Raw genomic sequence first — 20,445 nt, 5'->3', positions numbered from 1 at the left:
ATCCAGAAGATCTTTACTAATAACGATCAGGCAGACTGAACGCACGGGCCCAACGAAAGCCGAACATTAGCACTACCAAGCAGACAATAAGGCCAACGAGGTCGCCCACGGCATAAAAGACCATGGTAGCAGGAGCTTTCCCTAGCCCTATAAGCCCAGAATAAACGAGCGATTGCCCGACAGAGTTAATGATCGAAGATATAGCCCCAATGATGATCATACCTTTCCAGTTCAGATTTTTTGAACGACCAAAATAACAGTCGTAACCAGCACGTCGAGCCAGTTCGAACGAGAAAAACGCAGCGAAGGCCCCAACGAGCATTCCCATTATCAATGCGGGCTTCAGAAAATCCAGATCTTGGGTCGGATAAAAAAGCCATGCAGACATGCACGGGCCGATAATAAGCGCAGGTATCGCCTTCCAACCAAATGCCCATGTCGCCAAGACCCGCACGCCGTGCGGAAGATAGATCAGGCTGGCGAACACCGTGTACTGGGGCAAAAAGATGCTCTGCACCGGAGTAACAACCAAAGCTGTCACTCCGTGAGCTGTAACGTAAGCTATAACAATACTCAAAAAGCGCATGGCAAATACCTAAGCGTGTGTTTTGGTATTTAAAGCACGAGGAGAGTGTGGTACGCAAGGCCCAGCCAATAGACTGGGGATGATCCCATAAGATCGGTTCATTCAACGATCAAGTCTGTTCGGACTTTATAAAGCGTAGTCTTGTAACCATCAGCCGTTTCGAGCAGGCCGCGACTTAAAAGTGATTTCAGTGCTCGGTGGTAGGTTGCTTGCGCGAGGCCAGACGCAAGTTCATGGCGATGGATATCGTCGGATGTAACGGACGCTCCCTCATTTCCTGCTAACGCATTTGCAGCAAGAAATACGTCTAGTTCTGACGCGCTCAAGTCGTGTAGGCCAAAATCCCTTTCCATTTCACGCAGCATCCTGCGCAGTGTAGAGAGTGTTGATAGTTTATTCAAAGCGGTCGTCTCCAAATACGCTCAATAAGAAAAATCTGAGCTCGTCTAAATGCACAGCCGTGGTTAGAGAATTACTATTTGGGTTTATAGCGAGTCCTCAATGGGGCGTCGCAGCCAAAATAAGGTCGCCTTCAGAAGGGGCGAGAGCCAATGTGGCGCTACGAAAGTGTTTAATACCCCTTGGACATTGTGTGTGGCCTGACCGGCGTGCGCTATTCTCCATTTGTACAACACATCGTGAAGCATTGTCCTTTACTCAAAAGATCGCGGAGCATCTTAAGACAAGTCGCGGGTAATCCCCCCCATTTTTAACGGGGTGCATTCGTAGAACTTACGCGGCTATTTTCAGTTTCTGGGCGGGTGTGATGCCGCCAATGCCCATGCCACCTTCAGCCTGTCGCAGGATCGAAAGGATCTGGGGTTCGCTATATCTGGTCATCTTCATTCAAAATCTCCTCAGGTATCTTGCCAAGAGCATCGTCCACGGCTGGGGAAATGCCCAAAGCTTGGTTGATCTTAACTCTCTCATATCTACCTTTTAAACGTAAAATTATCATACTGATATTTATCACATTGACAATACAGTTCTCAAAAGCGACTAGGTAGGTATCGCTACGACACTTTAAGTGGCGCTTTCTCAGACTCTGGTGATGCACATGAGCAATATTGTGACAACTTTGGGTGGGTACGCCTTTGTGTTGATTATTTCATTCAGCATCAGCCTATTCTTAATGCGTAGAGACGTTTCTCGCTGGATGCAGCGCAAGCGTGGATGTGATTTAAGAACCGTACAATCCGCACATTTGGTTCAAACTTCGAGGTTGGGCGGCATCTCGGTGGTGATAGCTACATCCCTAGGCTTGTGGATGTTCCCACCGGAAGGGTATGAAGGTGTCCTCCCAATTTTTCTAATAGCCTTGCTTCCTGTGTTCATAGCAGGTGCAAAAGAGGATATTTTTGGGAACGTAAGTCCACGTTGGCGGCTTCTCGCAGCGGTATTCTCATCAGTTTTAACCATCGTATTCTTCGGCGTTTATCTCACAAAGATCGATTTGTATGGACTAGATTGGGCGCTTGGGTTTTCTATATTCGGCTTTGCCTTCACAGTGCTTTTGGCATCCGGGATTTGTCATGCGTTTAATATAATCGATGGCGTCAACGGCCTGTGCGGCGTGACGTCCATATTGACCTTGGGCGGTCTGCTTAGCGTCGGCCACGCTACCGGAGATAGCGCAATAACGGGCCATGTTGCCTTGATAATTCCCGCTATCCTAGGCTTTGTCATTCTCAATTGGCCGTTTGGAAAGATTTTCTTGGGGGATGCAGGGGCATATACGATCGGGCATACTTGTGCCTGGATTGGCATTTTTCTTTTGGAGCGAAACGCAGACGTTGCTGGGACAGCCGTAGCGCTATTGTTCTTCTGGCCCATCGCCGATACGTTTTTTTCTATATACCGACGTAAACGAGCAGGACGGCCAATAGGCCAACCTGACCGCCTACATTTCCACCAACTCGTTATGCGTGGCCTTGAGATAATGTTTTTGGGGCGAAATCGCAGAAAGCTTTCAAATCCGCTAACGATAATTGTCCTTTCGCCGTGTATAGCCGCCCCAATCTTGGCCGGCGTTCTATTTTGGGACAAGCCATTTGAAGCAGGCGCAGCCTTATTGGCATTCTCCATTCTCTTTGTCTTCAGCTATTTCTTGGGCGTAAAAGCAGTCCATAATTGGCCATTGAGTGTGCAGATGAGGGGATAAGGCTGAAAGTTGGTGATAGCCCGAAGGGCGGCATATCATGGCGGTGTTCGCACGCCGCAATTCTCTGTCGAGAAAAGGATTTAGGCATGCAAAGAAAAACCCTGATGTAGGTTTAGGGTATGGGCCACTATCGCATGCTAAACTTCACAAACAATTGGAAAACGCGCAATGCCGATGTCCGAGTAGCCCTTAAAGCTCCCAAGTCTCTCACGCCAAGAGCCCCATCTGTGTCAAGCAGAAGCAATGTTTGAGATGGGTCAGTTTTCGGTGACAATTTTAGCGGATGCTGGGACATTCCACAGTGATGAATAACAATACTATTTCAATACCCAATCCCGCTTGGCACCTACGATCCGCAGAAAAAGCAGCAACTGCGGATTACTGCAGGACGCCGTTCAATCCCCTATAATTCACGATAAGTCCGCCTTATCATGAGTAATCGATTTAAAGGGAAATCTCCATAAATCCCGGTGAATAGATCTCTAATTTACGTCGAAATCAGTGGTCCTGAGACGCGCCTACAAGCTGCATCCCCGGCCCTTGCGCGGCTTTGCGGTCGAAGGTCACTGTGACCTTACAGCCCGCCTCAACGCCTGCCAACGCGATCATTTGGTCCGAGAACCCTGCCCCGCCCTTACCATAGCGATTGAGCGCTATGGCGACGCGGTCCGCTGCTTCAACCACCAATTCCCGGGCCTCCAACAAGCCTTCCAGCGCCGCCGCAATCTGCGGGCGCGACAGGCCGTATGCCCGCTCTAACACCCAAACCGTTTCAACCATGACCTCGCGCGCGATAAACCCGGGCGCCGCCTCAGACAGGCTGGCCACACAGTCACTGGCCTGCGCGCCTTGTGCAGGATCGTCCTGCACCAAGAACCGCACAAGCACATTGGTATCAAGGCCGATCACTGGCCTTTCGCTCCGGCCGCAATGGCCGCATCCATCTCGTCAAGCGTTACAACCCGCTGCGTTAGAGGGTGTAGCGCTCCGGCCAAGTCACGCGCCGACCGTGCGCGGATAATCCGCACCTCCCCGTCATCGAGGATCAGATAGCGCAGCTTATCCCCAGGTTTCAGGTCCAGCGCCTGCCGCACATCTTTCGGCAAGGTCGTCTGACCTTTCGTTGTGATGGTTGATTCCTGCATAGCGCCCTCCGCGTCAAATGTCGAATATGCATTACATATGGCGCAATCGCATTACTTTTTCAAGATAGTCAGGTCGCCTATTTGGGTGAATAGAACGGATGATAACCTAAAAAAACTTCAGTAAGTGAGGTAACCAAAGAACCATTAGTTAGGTAGCCACAAACACTGCATGTGCGGTAGATCCAACTGATTTTGGGGTATGTAGCACCAGTCTACATCAACCTTTGAAATGAACTGAAAATAGCACACTCCGACAACCCGGTGGAACTTTTCAAATTCAAAATGGAGAACCATCACCTCCAAAAAGACGCTATTTTCATGGTTTCAGCTAGATCGATGCGGCGTCCTGAGAGCTAAGTTAAACCAGAATTTGATTCGCAACTTAGTATCAAAAGCTTCAATTGTGCCAACAACCTCAAGAAGCACAATATATAGACTTGTTCTACTAGATCCATTGGTAAATATATAAAAACAATAGGTTACAAGACATCGGCGGTTGTCGATGCGGCCCAGTCGCATAAGGGCGGAAAAAAACTGTTGTTTGACGACAAGTTGCGTGGCACAAGTGCAGTCGTCGCAAGACTGCGCAATATGCGTGCTTTAGCGACGAAACAACTAAGGCCCAGCAAGAGGCCATGAGGGCAGACGTATGATAGACATCACAAAACCCGTTCCAGGGTCAATTGCCAGTACCATTAGCGCAAACGCTGCCCGCCTGTCTGAGGCGCTCAACACGCATATGCGCAATAGTTTTCAACCTGAGAGCCGCAAGTCATTGCGCAAATTTCACCCGTCTGAAGTGTCCGAACTTACTGGGATTAGCATGTCTAACCTAAGGACTCGGCATCAAGAGGGTGATTTTCCCGACGTTGAAACCGACAGCCGTGGCCGCCGCTTGTATTCCGCTGAGGAAATGGACGAGATCCGCCATGTTATGGCCCGCACGGGCCGGAATGGTGAGACATATCTTCCCGGTCGTCGACAGGGCGACGGGCTGCAGGTGATCTCGATTGTGAACTTCAAAGGCGGCTCCAGCAAAACCACGACCGCCATTCATCTGGCTCAACGATATGCCCTGCGCGGCTATCGTGTCTTGGCGCTCGACATGGACCCACAAGCCAGCTTGACCACCATGTTTGGATACCGTCCGGAACTTGAATTCGCAGAGGGTGGCACGATCTATGACGCGCTGCGGTATGAAAATCCGCTACCCCTAAGCACTGTGATCCGCAAAACCTATTTCCACAAATTGGATCTAGCACCCGCTGGCCTTATGCTAAGTGAGTACGAAACCGAAACCGCTTATGCCCTGCAGCAGCGCGTGGACCCGCCGTTTACCCAACGGCTTGCCATTGCGCTGGATGAAGTTGAGGCAAACTATGATTTGGTCATTATTGATTGTCCACCACAGCTGGGCTTTACGACAATGACAGCGCTCTTGGCGTCAACTGGGCTGTTGATCACTGTGATTCCAAGCATGCTTGACGTCGCCTCAATGGCGCAATTTTTGGAAATGGCTGGCGAGACTGTGCGGACCTTGGAAGAGGCGACGGGCCCGACCGACTGGGCGTTTTTGAAATACCTTGTCGCACGGTATGAACCGATGGACGTGCCGCAGTCTCAGATGTCGGGCTTTCTGCGCTCTATTCTGCTGGATCAAGTGCTGACCACGCCCATGCTTAAATCGACAGCAATTTCGGATGCGGGCATGACCCAACAGACGATTTACGAATTGGACCCGGCGCAAGTCGTGCGCAAAACGCTCGATCGTATTCTGGAAAGCGTAAATAGCGTTGCTGATGAATTTGAACAGACCATTCAACACGCATGGGGAAGGGAGACCAGCTAAATGGCCCGCAGGAATATATTTCAGCCCCCTCCCCCGCCCAGTGAAACACAGGCAGAGGCAAAGCCGCGCTTCCCGAATACTGGCGCGATGAGTGGCGTGAAATCCACGCTCAAAGACCTGTCCAGCAATGCTGTCCGCGACCTTGACCCCAGTTTGATAGAAGATGACGGTCCTACTGATCGGCTTGTTTTTAGCGATGCCGATGTGGCGCAGCTGGCCGAAAGCATCCGCGCGCACGGTCAGCAAGTACCAATCATGGTGCGTTCCATTCCTGGCCGCCCCAACCACTATCGTATCGTATATGGTCGCCGCCGCTTGCGCGCGCTGCGACTGCTGGCCATTCCCGCCAAGGCGCTTGTTCGCTCACTGACTGACGAACAAGCAATACTGGCCCAAGGCCAAGAAAACGCGCAACGATTAGATCCAAGCTTTATCGAAAAGGCGCTTTTTGCTGCAGAATTGGCTGATACTGGCTATGACGCCACTATCATCATGGACGCGCTTGCGATTGACAAACCGATGCTGTCACGCATGACCAAGGTTGCGCGCAGCCTGCCTCAATCCGTAATCCAAACCATTGGTTCCGCCCATGGCATTGGTCGCAGGCGGTGGGAAGCATTGGCCGATGCCACCCGTGACCGCGCAATTGATCTTATTGCTTTGCTGAAAACACTCGATTTCAACACTCTCAATTCTGATCAGCGATTTGCGTTGGTGAGTGATGCCATAAATGACAACGACGCCACGCCTGCCTTGGCGATCATCGCGGATGACGGCACGCCGCTTGCCGAGGTGGTTGAAACCGCCCGCAGTGTGACGTTGAAGCTGTCGAAATCGAGCGCCCCCGAGTTTACCCGCTGGCTGCACTATAATGCAACGGCAGAGCTGACACGCATCTATCAGGCGTGGAAATCCACCACAAACTAACTTCAACCCTCAATCAAGGAGCACGAACACAGCCCGAAAAAGAAAGAGCCCCCAAGAAAATTTCCCGGAAGGCCCAATCTGTCGTTTGCACAAACAGGTTTACCAGCTTTCCTCCGCCAGTCAACAACAACCGATTCGGTTGAATGATATTTTATGCGCAAATTTGTGCATTTAGGCGGCAATTGTTGTGGCGCTTCGCCTATCGGCCTGTCGTGATGACATCATGGCCTTCATACAAGTAACCGCGTCCCAAGGGCAGCGGCACCCCCTGCCATTGTCCGCGGACAATTCCCTACCCGAGCGGCACGTTCTGATTGAAACGCTGCGAAAAGCGGCGCCTCTGCTTGGGATAAAGCCATCGGTCTTGACTACATTAGATGCAATGCTGTCGTGCCTGGCCCCAAAGAGAAACCATCACGTTGTATTTGCGTCCAACGCCACACTGGCGTTTCGCCGCAATGGCATCACCGATCGCACATTGCGGCGGCATGTTGAAATGCTCCGAGACGCCGGGCTTTTAGAGCGACGTGATAGCCCGAATCGGAAACGGTTCACCCGCCATAACACGACAGAGGGCACCACCCTTCGGTTCGGGCTCGACCTTGCACCCCTCTTTACCCGCCTTGCGGAATTTTCAGCCCTCGCCAGCCAAGCCACGGCAGAGCAAGAGCAGGTCCGCTACCTGCGCTGCCTCCTAAGGTCCACGCTCCACGCGCACCCCGAACATCCAATGGCTCTAGAGGCTGCTAAATATTTGCGCCGCAAGACGGACGTGGCCACCCTCAAATTCATCCTGTCAGAACTGCCTGAAATGCGTCTAGAGGCTGAAAGCGATCAGCCATCTGTGCCCGCACCAGAGAGCAAACCAAATGAAACGGCCGCCACAAACGGCCAATATGTCCGGCACCATCATAACTCAAATAAAGAAGGTACTGATACTAAGAGAACTGCGTTTACACTAACAGATCTAAAATCAGCATGCCCAGAGGCGATGCAATATGCAGTAAGCCCAATTGAAACAGTAGAAGACGTTCTGGCACATGCCCAAACACTTGCACCAATGCTGGGGATCGATAGTGCCAACTACAAAACCGCTCAAGCTCATGTAGGGCCACTAGGCGCAGCAATAACTGTATGGTCGCTATTGCAGTATCATAACCGCATTCGCAGCGTCGGCGCCTATTTTCGCAGTTTAACCAGCGGCTCAAAAAGTACCAATTTTGATCCCTTCATTCTGATACAGCAACTTCGCAAACAACACAGAACAGCGTGGGATTGTCCGCGGACAATTACTTAGAGTGAAAGATATGTTGCTTTGAATGTGGCGGAAAATGATATTTGGAGAATGGCTTCTGACACCCGTCATAGTGACTAACTGATGGCTCAGGTTGCCCATAAAATAACTCTTTCGCCATCGCACGATATCGCCTTGGACAAGCTGGTGTTGAGCCAGTCCAACGTTAGCCGCATCAAAGCTGGCGTCTCGATTGAGGAACTGCCGAATACATCGCACGCCATGGCTTGGCCAACCGCGATAAAATCAAATAAAACAGGTAGCAAGCATCAGATTCAGAACACTAGGTACCCAGTCCGTCATGCGATTGGATCCAGCCTAAAACTGCAATGACATCGGGCCGTGCGGCATGCCCATCACGCGCGGCGACAAAATAGCCACGCTGCGATGTAACACTGGGACCGGCAATCCGAACAAGAGCGCCTGATTCAAGGAAGCTATCGAGCAATCCCGCCCAGCTCAGGCAGACTCCCTGTCCTGCCATCGCCGCATTCACTAGCATCGCGTAGTTGTTGAAGTCCATGAACTGTGCGGACTCCAGTTTGGGTTTGCCCGCGGCTTCCAACCAAGCCGGCCAATCATACCAATGGCGCCGCCCCGATTGCATGGTGAGCAACACCAAGCTGGCATAGTCGACATCACTGGCGCTCATCCCTTTGCGCGCGAGGTAAAGTGGGTTTGCGACTGGAAAGACATCTTCGCTTAGGATCCGGGTTTCGCTCGGCAAAGCTGGGTCGGGGAGACCAAAGCGAACCGATACCTCTGCGGTGGGCATCGCCTCGCCCTGTTCATGGCTCATGATACGGATTGTCAGTGCGGGAAAGGCCACTTTCAGATCCTCCAGCCGGGGGATCAACCAAAACGCCACAAAACCCGATGGACCGCTTATGGTAATCGTCTGTTTGCTGACCCCTTGCCGCAACACGTCGACCGCCTGCTCGATCTGGCCAAAGCCGCTGCGCAAGGCAAGCAGCAAAACGCGCCCTTCCTCGGTCAATCGTGCGGGTTTATGGGTGCGATCGAACAACCGACAGCCAAGATCGGCTTCCAGCGCTGCGATCCGGCGGCTTATTGCGGGCTGCGACACATTGAGTTCTGCTGCCGCACCGGTGAGCGTGCCGTTTCGCACAGCGGCGTAAAAGGCTGTCAGGCCCGAAAAGGAAGGGAGTAACATCACAACATAACCTCAAGGTATAATCTTAATCATCTTATCGATATTGCGGGACAGCAAAACCGAGGTTAGCAAAAAGCTACGAGCCATTGATGGAGATTACAATGTCCGCAGCAGCCATTCTCACCATCGACACGCTTGAAGCACCTTATATCGACCTATTGCCGCAGGCCGACAACGATCCCTTTGCCCCAACAGGCATAGCTTTCACCGTCGATGCGGCGACCACACCGTTGGAAGGCGGCACGGATCCGGCCTATGGTACAGTGCGATGGCGTACGCTGATCAGCGGCGACGCGCAGACCAAACGCGAATTTGTGCTGGGCATTGCAGAATTTGAACCACATGGCACGCTGCCGCTGCATCGCCACGACCCTGCGGAATTTTATCTTGGCTTCGAAGGCGACGGAATTGTCACCATCGACGGCGTGGCCCATCGCATCGCAGCAGGCATCGCTGTCTATGTGCCCGCCAATGCCGAACACGGCGTGCTTGCCGGATCATGCGGTCTGCGCATGACATATGGCTTCGCAGAAGGCGCATTTTCCGATGTCGAATACCGTTTCTCGGCAACACCGGGCTGAATATTACACGGGCGTTCATCTGGGTGGATGTTCTTTGGCTGAAAGAGCGCCGGTGCTATCAGCTGGTTGTGCATAGACCGCGCAAACAGTTGAACGCCCAATTCGAGAGGGCAAGGAGTAACCTATTTGCGTCATAAAGCCGCTGACCCGAGAAGAAACACCATGCAGCCCGATCTTTTCCAATCGATGTTAGAAGCGATTGCCGCGGCATATGAGGCGGAAGCTGATCCGCAAGGGCCGCCGATTGCGAGCGCCACCGTCATACGCGTGAAGCTGAAACTGCCCGAGACCGAACGCAAGCGGCAGGACAGGTTTGTCCGCCGCGCTAAAAAACGTGTTTGTCCGACCAAGCTGACACAGCATCGCGGCCCGATCCACCCACATTGGAGCGTTCCGGCAAGCGCAAACGAGGCTAGGAGAGAAAAACACTTGATCCGGCGGCAAGATCAGGCGAACTTGCCATCAAACGGCAGGCCACTTGGGGCATGTCGGTTCAAGCGGGCGCAACGACAGGCAATGGGGAACTAACTATGCTGCCTTGGATCATTGGGGGCATTGTTCTGCTTGCCGTAGTCACTAAAAATTTTGCAAACAAGGAAACTCCCGAAGAGCGGGAACAAAGACTTGCGCGCGAAGAGCGCGAGAAAATAGAAGTCGCAAAAATACGTGCCGCAGAAGCACGAGCGACTGCTATTGATGAAGCGCGAAAGGAAGCAGAGAAGTTTTCTGTGCGCGGGTCAATTTTTGAAGTCACAACAAGAAGTTCGATGAACGGTTACCATCTCACAGAACTTGGGTGGGTCAAGCACATCGGTGAAGAGAGAAGTGAAGCTGAAAAGCGATTAATTATACTTGCCGCGCAGAAATATCCGAAGGCGAATGTGATTGTTAAACTCACTCACGGCTTGAATGATGAGGAATATAGTGCTGGTGAATATGCTAATGGGAAGCCTCGCGTCAAACATCGGAAAGTGAAATATTGGGAGGCTTTGGCGTGCTTAGCGGTTCCTAAGAATGAAGTTGACCAGTCGCCTCGAAAGTGGAACGAAAAGATCAATATCGTCGATGGTTCGAATGTCGCCCACTGGGAAAGTGTTGTTAAGCCAAGCTTTAAGCCCGTTTCGGAGGTCGTTGAGACTTTAGAGTGCAAGGGCGTTAAGCCCATCGTCGTTTTCGACGCAAACATTGGTTATAAAGTCTGTGGACGGCATCTTTCACTTGAAGAAGTCAGGGAAATGATGAGTGTTAGCTGTGACGTTGAGATTGTTGCCTCTGGAACAGTTGCTGACCGCAGGATTGTCGAGTTAGCAGAGCTACACTCAGCACCAATCGTGACAAATGACCTGTATCGAGACAGTATCAAGGCAAGGCATATCCCGAAGCGACGTGGATTTTACATCTTTGGTGATGCGGAAATACTTCCTGCTAGATAGTGCAGGCCTATCGTCAACGTATCGCTGGGGGATGGCGACTGAGGGACATGCTGGTCTGGTATTGGTCAATTGGCCCGTCCGCAATTGAGGCAACTGACCACGGTGAGGGCTCCCATTCTACTCACATGTACTATTTGGCTTTAGGTTATCTTTAGGTTTCGCGGGCAAAAAAGGTCCATAAAAGCCAGTTATCGGTGGCTTCACGCGAACTCTACTCAGAACTCTACTACCTAAAGACTATTTCAGTTTTAGACCCCCTAGACCACCTATAGAACCCCTAGCCCCTAACAGCCTAGGCAAAGTACGTTTTTACCAAGATCGTATCCACACGGATGGGATCCATGAAACTGTTTACGAATGATGCGTGGCTTAAACACACCGCTGAAGTCGAAATTGAGACGGCAATCACAGACTTCGTGTCCCGCCAGATCAACATCTCCACTGACCAGGAAATCACCATCGAGCTGCAAGCCACTCGTGGTGCAAACGGTTACACAGCCACTTTGGGCATTATGCCTCGTGCAGGTGGTATGGCTGCGGTGCTGGATGAAGCTTTGGCTGAAAAGACCGAAGCTCTGACCATCAAGACCGCCGAAGCAAACAAGCTCGCAGCGACCATGGCTCCAAAGCCAGTTGCCAAAGCGACTCTCGGTATTGCCACGGAGCCAAAGAAGCCTTCAGGCCTGCTGTTGAAAGCAAAAGCTGATGCTGATGCTGAGCCAGAAGCTGAGCCTGAGGTTACCAACACAGCCTATACCGGCGAAGATGATGGCGCAGACGATGAAGTTGAAAACTCGATGGCTTCCTCTTCGCGTGAAGAAGAGCCACCGATGAACGAAACGGTGAAGACATCTGATGCTCCACCACCTCGTTCGATCTTCTCCAAAGCGAAAGCTGGGTGATCTGATTGGCCTTATGTGGGGAGTATCCTCGCATAAGGCTGACCACCACCATCTCACGAAAGGGGAGAGCCGTGGCTGAATACAAGATCGTGGTGCGTGAAATTGCATCAAAAGAAAACGTCTACACAGAGACGTACAACGGCAGACAAGACGAAGTGGAACGTCGGACAGGTTTGATCTGGAAGCCACCGTATTCCACCAATTTTGGACGTTACCGCCTCTATGTATTTGAGAAGGGTAGTCGTTCTGCCCTCATGACCATTGGATAGAAAGGGGAACCAAATGACAGACGCCAAACACACGCCTGGTCCTTGGACGGTGGACGGCAAGTATGTGCAATGCAGCAAAGATGTAGCACAATCAGTTGGTAAGCGTGGGATTACGGTTGCCGATTGCCGCGTAGTCAATGGCAACAATGACGCCCACCTAATCGCTGCTGCTCCTGATTTGCTTGAGGCTTTGGTGTTGTTGCTACAGGTGAATGACGGAGTGCCTATGATGGGCATCGAGGCCAGTAGGCGAATAGAATTTGCCCGAGCTGCAATCGCCAAAGCCAAAGGAGATCCAACATGAATTGGTTCTTCGGAGTTGTCGCGTATCTCGCTTTGCTTCTGTTCATGGTTCTAAATCTATTCAGTTTGATGTGGGTCGTTGTCCTTCACATCGGATTAATCGCCATTTTGGTCATGTTTGGAATTGGCGCACTAAAATCCAAGAGTGACGAGATCAAAGACCGTAAAGTAACCTATAGACACCCTAAAGGTTAGCGAGGTTTAGGCCCTGTTTACTCAGGGCCTAAACACAACTTTTGGTTCAAACCCACATCAATTCGCTAGCCTTTAGGTTTGGGGCATTTGCTTATTTTACAGCACCTAGACCACATGTTCGCCTGAGATAGGGCGACCCGTCTCACAGTATGTTGGTTCGAGGGTTGCGCCGGATGTCCTTGCGCAGAGCCTCTTGCATAGAAGGCGGGCCATGGACAAGAATATCACCTACATCGGTTTGGATGTTCACAAAGATACGATAGCGGTTGCTTTGGCGGCAGACGGGCGCGGTGACCCGGCGCTACCAACGCCGCCGCAAGAAGTTCCGCGTGAACCTCACCAAAGCGGCGGGGTTGTGACGCAAATCAGATGCCCTCGTTTTTCAGCGCCATCAGCGCTGCCAAATAACGGGGCAGATCACTACGACAGTGCAGGATGTCGACTATGATAACCTCGTCTGGCTGGTCCAAAAAGGCCAAAAAATGCTCCCCTGTCCTAACGAACCGCAGGTCATCTGCATCATCTAGCAGGATTGCACAACTCCGGCTATGTGTCTGGCCGTTCAGAATTCCTTTGCAGCGGTTGAGCAATTCCGCCTCGTAGAGCTCAGCCTGTCGCAGTCCGAAATTCTTGATAGTCCATCGCGCGATCTCGGTAAGGCTTTTTTCTGCAAGACGTGTCAGCCGGAAGGATCGGCTCATGAGGAAGCGCGAGCATTCGCAAAGGCACGACGGATGGCATCTTCACCACTACCCTCCGCAAAATCGCCCGCCTTGGTCTGGGCCAAGCCTTCAAGAAGACCCTTCCTTATCTCGGCAAGCTGTGCTTCTTCCTGCTCGAGCAGTCTCAGGCCCGCGCGCATCGCTTCGCTTGCGTTCTGGTAGCGCCCGGACGCGACCAATGCTTGAACCAGATTGTCTTGGGTCTCGGTCAGGACAACGTTGCGTGTCACCATGGGTCAGGCCTCCTTTATTGGCAATATATGCCAATGCACAATTTGGGTCAATGGAATCTGATATCCAGCGGTGAACCAGCTGTGATGCAGCATCTGTGTTCATGCTATCTCTCGAGCGCTGTGGTTTTGCAGGGATCCAATAAAGAAAACCCTGTCTCCAAATTGTGCCGTGGTTTCGGCTTTGGCTGTGATCCACTCAGGGGCAGGCAGCATAAGCGGCGATGATATGCATTCAGAATGCCCATCACAGGCTCAACGAGCCTCACTGAGTGGCCATCTCGTGATTTACTTACCCAATGCCTACCTCGAGTCACAAAAGCCCTTAGCGGGCCTCCTGTGCGACTTTTTGCTCATAGCCTCTGTCTTGGCTGGTGGTTCAGGGCTGTGAGGCAGATCTCCGAGCATTGTGCAGGGGGATGTTCGCTGTGGCGGAACCAAGGAACGGTGGTTCACCTCGTCATTTTGGTATTCCGAACGGGTTGGACTTGGAGCCAAGGTAATTTGGAACCAAGGAAGTCGCATCGGTGGGGTAGGGGGCTTGGGTCTCGCATGGATGGTAGGGTTTGGTTACTTGAATCTTAGGGTCTCAGATTCTGGTTTAGGTCTCTTTGTCAAAAATTAGGAGATATTGTTGTTTGCTATTTATATCTCATCAAGCATGGGTCAACGCCTTTACTGCGTCGTCGCCTACGGCTCCTCCTTGTAGGCTATGACCCATGCTTGATGAGTAAGGAGTCTTATTTAGGTACAGTAAGAGTCTTAAGTATATACTTAATAAGCATAATCCACTGCTCCTAAAGGAGCAGTGGATTATGCTTATATAGAAAGAAGGAGGTATTTATATATAGAGTACTAGAAGGATACTATCTTATATAAAGGTATATATAGATATAGTATATATAAAGAATACTATTATATACTTATATAGTATATATATACCAATCCTAATTTTGAAAGGCTGAAGCCTATTTTTAGGCGAGATCGTTTGATGTGTCAATCCCTTAATTTTGAATTCTACAGAATTTTTGTGTGATGATTGCACTCTGCTCAACTTATGGTTTTTTTGGCTCACTTCAAGCTGATGATCTATTTTGAAATACGACGCGCTTCGTTATCGCGCATACGTCTGGCGGCGGACCTATGGGCTTGGATCAGGGCAGGGGGGGTCTGCCACTGATTCAGCCGCACTTTCTTGCAGCGGCTAGGCCTTTGCGCGTGCGAGCCAAGATTACCGGTCGATTGCGGTATTTGAAGCTCGGGCATTTCGGCGATGTTGAGCCAGTAGAGAATGGCGTAACTGCCTGTGATCAATCACTAAATGGCGTCAAATTCAAAGTTGGCTTGCACTCTGCTTTGGTTGGATCCTGAGAAAGCATCCGATATTCTTCGCACTAAATGCGGTGATAACTGTTGCTTTTGCGGAGAATATACGGCTATACCACCGCATATTGTGCGGAGAATATCATGTACATCTGGGAACACCCAAACTGGCCAGAGCTTACTTTCGACGAGGCCCCGCTTGCTACACTTCTGGCTGCAGTCCGGCATGAGCAGGGTAAGTTACTCGGGAAGATGGAGGCCGTTGGCTTTGATTTGCGTGAAGAGGCGATGCTTCAGGCTCTTACACAAGACGTTGTAAAAACCAGTGAAATTGAAGGGGAAAAGTTCGACACCCAACAGGTTCGCTCTTTAATCGCGCGTCGTCTCGGGATCGATATTGGTGCACTTCCCCCCGTTGACCGAAACGTTGAGGGGATTGTTGACGTCATGCTGGATGCGACAGGCCAGTACCAAGAGCCTGTGACGGCTGAGCGACTATTTGCTTGGCATGGCGCCCTGTTTCCGACAGGGCGGAGTGGCCTTTCCAAGATCTGCGTCGGTCAGTGGCGCGACGATAATAGTGGCCCGATGCAAGTTATTTCAGGCGCCTTTGGCCGGGAGCGTGTCCATTACAGGGCGCCACCCGCAGACAGGGTTGCGCATGAAATGTCGCGTTTTCTGGACTGGCTAAACGCACCTCCCAATCTGGACCCGGTTCTCAAAGCGGCAGTTCTCCATTTCTGGTTCGCGACGATCCATCCGTTCGAAGACGGAAACGGTCGTGTCGCTCGTGCGATTGCGGACCTTGCGCTTGCGCGATCCGAGGGTACGCCACATCGCTATTATTCTATGTCTGCCCAGATCCAGAAAGAGGGGAAGGCCTATTATGATCTGCTTGAGAAGACGCAGAGGGGTGATTTGAACATCACGTCTTGGATCAAGTGGTTTCTGGTTTTGCAGCGCCGCGCGATTGAGGAGTCAGAGACCGCAGTGGCGAAGATTCTAGCCAAGGCCCGTTTCTGGAATCGGGCATCGCAGATGGCATTGAATGCGCGCCAGGTTAAAGTCCTGAACCGCCTCCTTGATGGGTTTGATGGGAGGCTGACGTCTTCGAAATGGGCGAATATTGCAGACTGTTCTCAAGATACTGCAGGGCGCGATATCGCCACACTGATTGATATTGGGTTGCTATGCCGAGGGGGCGCAGGCGGGCGGAGTACGCATTACGAGATCCAGCTGGGCGAGGCTTAATAGCGGTGATTGAATGCCTAAGGGGCAGGACCCATAGATTGAAAACTACCTAATATCGCCGAAGCGGACCTTGGTTCATCCCACAGCGAACGGCATAAACGAGCCCAAGGCTGACCGATGCCGCGCAGGGCACGAATGGCGGGTTTCGACTTTTTTGGATGTTATGGTCTAGTTGTATGGACTTCTGCTAAGTTATACCTCATTGTTAGTATAACTAGTTAGAGGTGTGTAGAACTATGGATCCTGTGAGAAACCCATTTGCGCCCGGAGCGGGCTCACAGCCACCAGAACTTGCTGGTCGAGACGAGATAATCAAAGATGCTCTCACCGCGTTGAAAAGAACAAGGATTGGACGGCATGCGCGATCGCAATTGTTGCTAGGATTACGTGGAACAGGGAAGACTGTGCTGTTAAACACTATTGAAAATGCAGCAGAGGAAGAAGGATATTTGACATCTGTTATTGAGGCTCCAGAGGAAAAGCCGCTGGCAGAACTTTTGTATCCCAGAATGCAGCAAGTACTTCGCAAACTCTCATTGATAGAGTCTGCCAAAGTGAAAACGCATGATGCGATGAAAGCGTTGAGGAGCTTTGCAAGTGTATTCAAAGTACAGATCGGTGACTTGTCAGTCTCAGTCGATCCAGAGCCCGGCGTGGCAGATAGTGGAAATTTGGAGTATGATCTTCCTGATATGTTTGTTGCCATTGGTACTGCGGCCAAAGCCGCAGGCAAGGGGTGGTGTCTACTAATTGATGAAGTCCAATATCTAAAAGAAGCCGAACTAGCAGCGCTAATAGTAGCAATCCACAAAGTCGGTCAAAAACAACTTCCAGTCATTTTTTTCGGGGCTGGTCTTCCGCAGTTAGCCGGTCTTTCAGGGGATGCCAAGTCATATGCAGAACGGCTCTTTTCCTACCCGAAAGTAGGTCCGCTAGATGCTGAAGCTGCAATCAAAGCAATCAAGGGGCCGATAGAGGACGAGGAGGAAAAAATAACCTCCGAAGCTCTAAATGAAATTCTTAAAATTACTGAGGGTTACCCATACTTTTTGCAGGAATGGGGATTCCAAGCCTGGAATACTGCTGACAAATCGCCAATTGATAAAAGCGATATCAATAAGGCAACAGAAAATGCCTTAATGAGGCTGGATGACGGGTTTTTCCAAGTCCGCTTTGACAGGCTAACTCCAAAAGAACGTGAGTACGTGATTGCGATGTCAGGAATCGGAAAGGGACCGTACCGGTCATCAGAAGTGGCCGAACGATTGGGTGAAGCACCATCTAAGTTAGGGCCTCGTCGGGCGCAGATAATCGCCAAAGGTATGATTTACAGTCCGCAGTATGGCGACATCGATTTCACCGTTCCAATGTTCGACGATTATATTCGTCGGAATTGGAAGTTGGCGGACTAGTGTCAAGAGCCATTGATTATATCTAGAAGATGACGATGGCGGCGATTGCGATGGCGGACATGAAGGTGTGCGCGGATCTGGCTTGGTCTCTGGGGGCGGTACCCATAAATTGAAAACTACCTAATATCGAGGAAGCGGACTCAGTGCCGTGAAACGATCGGCATAGTCACTCATAAAAGATCGCTCTCCCATGGTCGTTATAAGTCTTGGACGATCCGCTCGAAGGCAGAACAGGATTTATCGGAGGTCTGGCTTTACGGCGTCGAAATTTGGGGCATCGGACTTGATAACTATTATCAAGTCTAGTATTCTTAAATCTAGATGCTTTGGAGGGGACAATGATCAGCGCAGACCTTGGATCTCAACTTGAGGGCTTCGTCGCGAAACTTGTCGAGACTGGGCGTTACAATTCCAAGAGCGAAGTTCTGCGAGAGGGCATACGCCTGATTCAAGAGCGCGAGGCAAGGCTCGCCTTACTTGACCACGCACTCGCCAAAGGGATTGCAGACGCAGAGGCTGGGCGTACCAACCCTGCAGGCGATGTGTTCGCACGGCTTGAAGCCAAGTATGAGGCCATGGGTCGCGCTGCTAAATGATAGTCGAACTTACGGCTGCGGCAGAGGCTGATCTCGAAGCGATTGGCGACTACATCGCACAAGATAATCCGATCCGGGCCCTGAGCTTCGTGCGGGAGCTATTCCGCAGTTGCACAGAACTGGCTGATATGCCCGAGGCATGGCCCATCGTCCCACGTTATGAGAGCCACGGTGTTCGCCGCCGGGTTCATGGTCGGTATTTGATTTTCTGTCGCGTTGAAGCTGACCGAACCGTCGTCTTGCACGTGTTGAACGGCGCAATGGACATAGAGGCGATCCTGTTTCCCAACGGCTGAGAAACTGCTGCTAAGACCCGGTGGGAAAGCCCGGCGGGTTTCACCGCTGGGCTTTGGGGGGGATCTACTCAGGAGATGGTATGAAGATTCGGGCGTTCTTGCATATGAACGCGCATTGCAGTATATATTACAATATGCATCAGAGAGATCATCATGACCAAACTCCTCACACCCCACATTGCCACAATGACCGAAATGCGCGAGCCGCATAAAGTGCTTGAACGTTCCGGCGGCAATCCGGTTGCGGTTTTAAAGAATTCGGCTCTGGTGGGGTATTTTGTACCCGCCGAGGCTGTTCAGAAAACCGAAAGCCGTGTTGCCACACGCGACGAAGTCTTGGGAAGCCTCAAGCGCCGGAAAGATGTTAACCAGCCCGTTCTTGACTACCTTAAGGACAAATAGGCGTGTTCAGACTCTTGTCTGCAGAGCTTATTGAGCTCATTCATGACGAAGTTCTGAACCCTGGCGATCTTGTGGGACGCGCGCGTGACAAATCGCTCGAGGGCGCGCTGTCGCGTGTGGACAACCGCCTTGCGTATGGATTGATTGAGGACGCGTTTGCGCTGGCGGCTTGTTATGCCGAGGCGATCGCTCAAGGCCACTGCTTCAATGACGGCAACAAACGTACAGCATTCCAATCCATGGACGTCTGCCTCGATGTCAACGGCATCGCACTTAACTGGGCTGTTGAGGGCGTCGCGGATCGAATAATTCTTTTGGCGCAAGGCAAGCTGGAAGCAGAAGATTTTGCGCACTGGCTGAGGTATGTGGTTGACCAAAAAACCTAATTATTCCGAGTATTGCTCGGCCCGTGAGTATCGGTTTCGCGGGTGATTTTGCGGCCAAGAATTTCCGACGAGAAGCGCCTACAATGTGCATACCAAGCTTTGCGGTTTTAAGCTTCTCGCTTGAAGGCGGCATTGCCGAGACATACCGCTGGTTCCTGGATCACTCCGACAGCGTTAGAAGTTGAATGAAGTTCATGATCCCTGATATTCACCCTGTTCTTCTGTGCGGTGGCCTTCGCTTGGGGCTAGCACTGCATCATCATAAGTGAACTCAATAGTTACAATGAACTCTAGCCAGATGTTACGGTAACAGCCAATTCGATTTACGGTAACAACAGGGCTATAATTGATTTACTTGTTACTGTTTCGGTGCTACTCTAGAGGCAGATGTTACTAGTGGAGAGCAAAATGGCGATTATCGGTTATCGGCGTGTAAGCACGATCGACCAGAACCTTGATCGTCAGGATCTTGGTCAGGTTGATAAGACTTTTGAGGAGAAGCTGTCAGGCAAGTCAGCAGCGGACCGTCCGGCCCTTCAGGAGATGATTGAATATGTGCGGGATGGCGACAGTATTGTAGTTTACTCGATCGACCGTCTTGCCCGTGACCTTCGTGATCTGCAAGACGTGATCCAGACGATCAATGGTAAGCGGCGGCCGCGGGCCATTGATTTTTCAGTTGCGTTTGGTTGATCGCGTGAAGCTGAGGTCTGTTGGTAGCTCGTCAGGGACTACGAGACGAGGTCCTTATGAGCCATCTGGCAGCTGGGCGTAGGCCCATGGCATCAACGCGTCGATGTCCTTGTCGAGATGGCCGTTGGCGAGCCTGATGAAGATATCGCGCAGATAGGCATAGGGCTCGACGCCGTTCATCTTACAGGAGCCGATCAGACTGGCGAAGCGGGCCCAATTACGACCGCCCTCATCGTGCCCCGCAAAAAGTGCGTTTCGACGGTTCATCGCCGGGCTGCGGATAGCGTTCTCGACCAAATTGGAATCGATGTCGAC

The 20,445-nt window shown here is 51.4% G+C and carries 25 protein-coding genes; 17 read left to right on the top strand and 8 right to left on the bottom strand.

The window, feature by feature from the left end; genetic code table 11:
• Positions 1–16: 16 nt before the first annotated feature.
• Entirely contained in the window at positions 17–586 is a 570-nt protein-coding gene (locus G560_RS0116920; protein WP_022705479.1) for a hypothetical protein, read from the bottom strand.
• 98 nt (positions 587–684) lie between these two features.
• Entirely contained in the window at positions 685–951 is a 267-nt protein-coding gene (locus G560_RS20810) for a helix-turn-helix domain-containing protein (RefSeq protein ID WP_081647693.1), read from the bottom strand.
• Positions 952–1,643: 692 nt separating this feature from the next.
• Between G560_RS20810 and G560_RS19670 the strand changes: the two genes are divergently transcribed.
• Positions 1,644–2,747, top strand: coding sequence for an MraY family glycosyltransferase (locus G560_RS19670; protein WP_162140881.1), 1,104 nt, complete (start codon positions 1,644–1,646; stop codon positions 2,745–2,747).
• Between the two features lie 498 nt (positions 2,748–3,245).
• Here G560_RS19670 and G560_RS0116905 read toward each other — a convergent pair whose 3' ends face one another.
• Positions 3,246–3,656 carry a type II toxin-antitoxin system VapC family toxin gene (locus G560_RS0116905; protein ID WP_022705475.1) on the bottom strand — a complete coding sequence of 137 codons (411 nt, stop codon included), beginning with the start codon at positions 3,654–3,656 and terminating at the stop codon, positions 3,246–3,248.
• Positions 3,653–3,892 (bottom strand): AbrB/MazE/SpoVT family DNA-binding domain-containing protein, encoded by a 240-nt coding sequence (locus tag G560_RS0116900; protein WP_022705474.1) that lies wholly within the window; start codon positions 3,890–3,892, stop codon positions 3,653–3,655. The genes G560_RS0116905 and G560_RS0116900 overlap by 4 nt, the downstream gene beginning before the upstream one ends.
• Positions 3,893–4,541: 649 nt before the next feature.
• On the opposite strand from G560_RS0116900, the gene repA reads away from it, so the two are divergent.
• The 3 genes from repA (at position 4,542) to repC (ending at position 7,965) form a co-directional block, all read left to right on the top strand.
• A complete protein-coding gene (gene repA, locus G560_RS0116890) occupies positions 4,542–5,741 on the top strand; it encodes a plasmid partitioning protein RepA (protein ID WP_022705472.1) in 1,200 nt (399 codons plus the stop codon).
• A complete protein-coding gene (repB, locus tag G560_RS0116885; protein WP_022705471.1) occupies positions 5,742–6,668 on the top strand; it encodes a plasmid partitioning protein RepB in 927 nt (308 codons plus the stop codon).
• A 223-nt stretch (positions 6,669–6,891) separates the two neighbouring features.
• Positions 6,892–7,965 carry a plasmid replication protein RepC gene (gene repC, locus G560_RS19665; RefSeq protein WP_050525232.1) on the top strand — a complete coding sequence of 358 codons (1,074 nt, stop codon included), beginning with the start codon at positions 6,892–6,894 and terminating at the stop codon, positions 7,963–7,965.
• Between the two features lie 280 nt (positions 7,966–8,245).
• Here repC and G560_RS0116875 read toward each other — a convergent pair whose 3' ends face one another.
• Positions 8,246–9,136, bottom strand: coding sequence for a LysR family transcriptional regulator (locus G560_RS0116875; RefSeq protein ID WP_022705469.1), 891 nt, complete (start codon positions 9,134–9,136; stop codon positions 8,246–8,248).
• A 101-nt stretch (positions 9,137–9,237) separates the two neighbouring features.
• Here G560_RS0116875 and G560_RS19660 point away from each other — a divergent pair, with 101 nt between their 5' ends.
• The 6 genes from G560_RS19660 to G560_RS0116845 all read left to right on the top strand — a co-directional run bounded on the left by G560_RS19660 (position 9,238) and on the right by G560_RS0116845 (position 12,625).
• Positions 9,238–9,717 carry a cupin domain-containing protein gene (locus G560_RS19660; protein ID WP_231575882.1) on the top strand — a complete coding sequence of 160 codons (480 nt, stop codon included), beginning with the start codon at positions 9,238–9,240 and terminating at the stop codon, positions 9,715–9,717.
• A 162-nt stretch (positions 9,718–9,879) separates the two neighbouring features.
• Positions 9,880–10,245, top strand: coding sequence for a hypothetical protein (locus G560_RS21255; RefSeq protein ID WP_022705467.1), 366 nt, complete (start codon positions 9,880–9,882; stop codon positions 10,243–10,245).
• Positions 10,203–11,150: an NYN domain-containing protein gene (locus G560_RS20435; RefSeq protein ID WP_081647691.1), complete on the top strand. Its 948-nt coding sequence runs from the start codon at positions 10,203–10,205 to the stop codon at positions 11,148–11,150. Before G560_RS21255 ends, G560_RS20435 begins: the two co-directional genes overlap by 43 nt.
• A 341-nt stretch (positions 11,151–11,491) precedes the next feature.
• A complete protein-coding gene (locus G560_RS0116850; protein WP_155947365.1) occupies positions 11,492–12,052 on the top strand; it encodes a hypothetical protein in 561 nt (186 codons plus the stop codon).
• 71 nt (positions 12,053–12,123) lie between these two features.
• On the top strand, positions 12,124–12,321 hold the full coding sequence (locus G560_RS21130; RefSeq protein WP_155947363.1) for a hypothetical protein: 198 nt from the start codon (positions 12,124–12,126) through the stop codon (positions 12,319–12,321).
• 13 nt (positions 12,322–12,334) lie between these two features.
• Positions 12,335–12,625 carry a hypothetical protein gene (locus tag G560_RS0116845; protein ID WP_022705464.1) on the top strand — a complete coding sequence of 97 codons (291 nt, stop codon included), beginning with the start codon at positions 12,335–12,337 and terminating at the stop codon, positions 12,623–12,625.
• 559 nt (positions 12,626–13,184) lie between these two features.
• Here the strand turns inward: G560_RS0116845 and G560_RS0116830 are convergent.
• A complete protein-coding gene (locus G560_RS0116830) occupies positions 13,185–13,520 on the bottom strand; it encodes a type II toxin-antitoxin system RelE/ParE family toxin (RefSeq protein ID WP_022705461.1) in 336 nt (111 codons plus the stop codon).
• On the bottom strand, positions 13,517–13,774 hold the full coding sequence (locus G560_RS0116825) for a type II toxin-antitoxin system ParD family antitoxin (protein ID WP_022705460.1): 258 nt from the start codon (positions 13,772–13,774) through the stop codon (positions 13,517–13,519). Before G560_RS0116825 ends, G560_RS0116830 begins: the two co-directional genes overlap by 4 nt.
• 1,464 nt (positions 13,775–15,238) lie before the next feature.
• Here G560_RS0116825 and G560_RS0116820 point away from each other — a divergent pair.
• The 7 genes from G560_RS0116820 (at position 15,239) to G560_RS19650 (ending at position 20,130) form a co-directional block, all read left to right on the top strand.
• Entirely contained in the window at positions 15,239–16,345 is a 1,107-nt protein-coding gene (locus tag G560_RS0116820; RefSeq protein ID WP_022705459.1) for a Fic family protein, read from the top strand.
• Positions 16,346–16,581: 236 nt separating this feature from the next.
• Positions 16,582–17,757: an ATP-binding protein gene (locus G560_RS0116815; RefSeq protein WP_028914216.1), complete on the top strand. Its 1,176-nt coding sequence runs from the start codon at positions 16,582–16,584 to the stop codon at positions 17,755–17,757.
• 338 nt (positions 17,758–18,095) lie between these two features.
• Entirely contained in the window at positions 18,096–18,353 is a 258-nt protein-coding gene (locus tag G560_RS0116810; RefSeq protein WP_022705457.1) for a type II toxin-antitoxin system ParD family antitoxin, read from the top strand.
• Positions 18,350–18,649, top strand: a complete 300-nt coding sequence (locus tag G560_RS0116805; RefSeq protein WP_022705456.1) for a type II toxin-antitoxin system RelE/ParE family toxin — start codon at positions 18,350–18,352, stop codon at positions 18,647–18,649. Before G560_RS0116810 ends, G560_RS0116805 begins: the two co-directional genes overlap by 4 nt.
• 153 nt (positions 18,650–18,802) lie before the next feature.
• Complete coding sequence (locus G560_RS0116800; protein WP_022705455.1) at positions 18,803–19,051, top strand: hypothetical protein; 249 nt, start codon at positions 18,803–18,805, stop codon at positions 19,049–19,051.
• Positions 19,052–19,053: 2 nt separating this feature from the next.
• Positions 19,054–19,437: a type II toxin-antitoxin system death-on-curing family toxin gene (locus G560_RS0116795; protein WP_022705454.1), complete on the top strand. Its 384-nt coding sequence runs from the start codon at positions 19,054–19,056 to the stop codon at positions 19,435–19,437.
• Positions 19,438–19,845: 408 nt separating this feature from the next.
• On the top strand, positions 19,846–20,130 hold the full coding sequence (locus G560_RS19650) for a recombinase family protein (RefSeq protein ID WP_022705453.1): 285 nt from the start codon (positions 19,846–19,848) through the stop codon (positions 20,128–20,130).
• Positions 20,131–20,184: 54 nt separating this feature from the next.
• On the opposite strand, the gene G560_RS19645 is transcribed toward G560_RS19650, so the two are convergent.
• The coding region (locus G560_RS19645; RefSeq protein ID WP_022705452.1) for a transposase domain-containing protein at positions 20,185–20,445 on the bottom strand (261 nt) is incomplete at its 5' end.

The organism is Pseudorhodobacter ferrugineus DSM 5888, assembly GCF_000420745.1.
GTDB lineage: Bacteria > Pseudomonadota > Alphaproteobacteria > Rhodobacterales > Rhodobacteraceae > Pseudorhodobacter > Pseudorhodobacter ferrugineus.
Note: the sequence above shows the minus strand (reverse complement) of the source record. Positions and strands in the feature narration are given on the sequence as shown.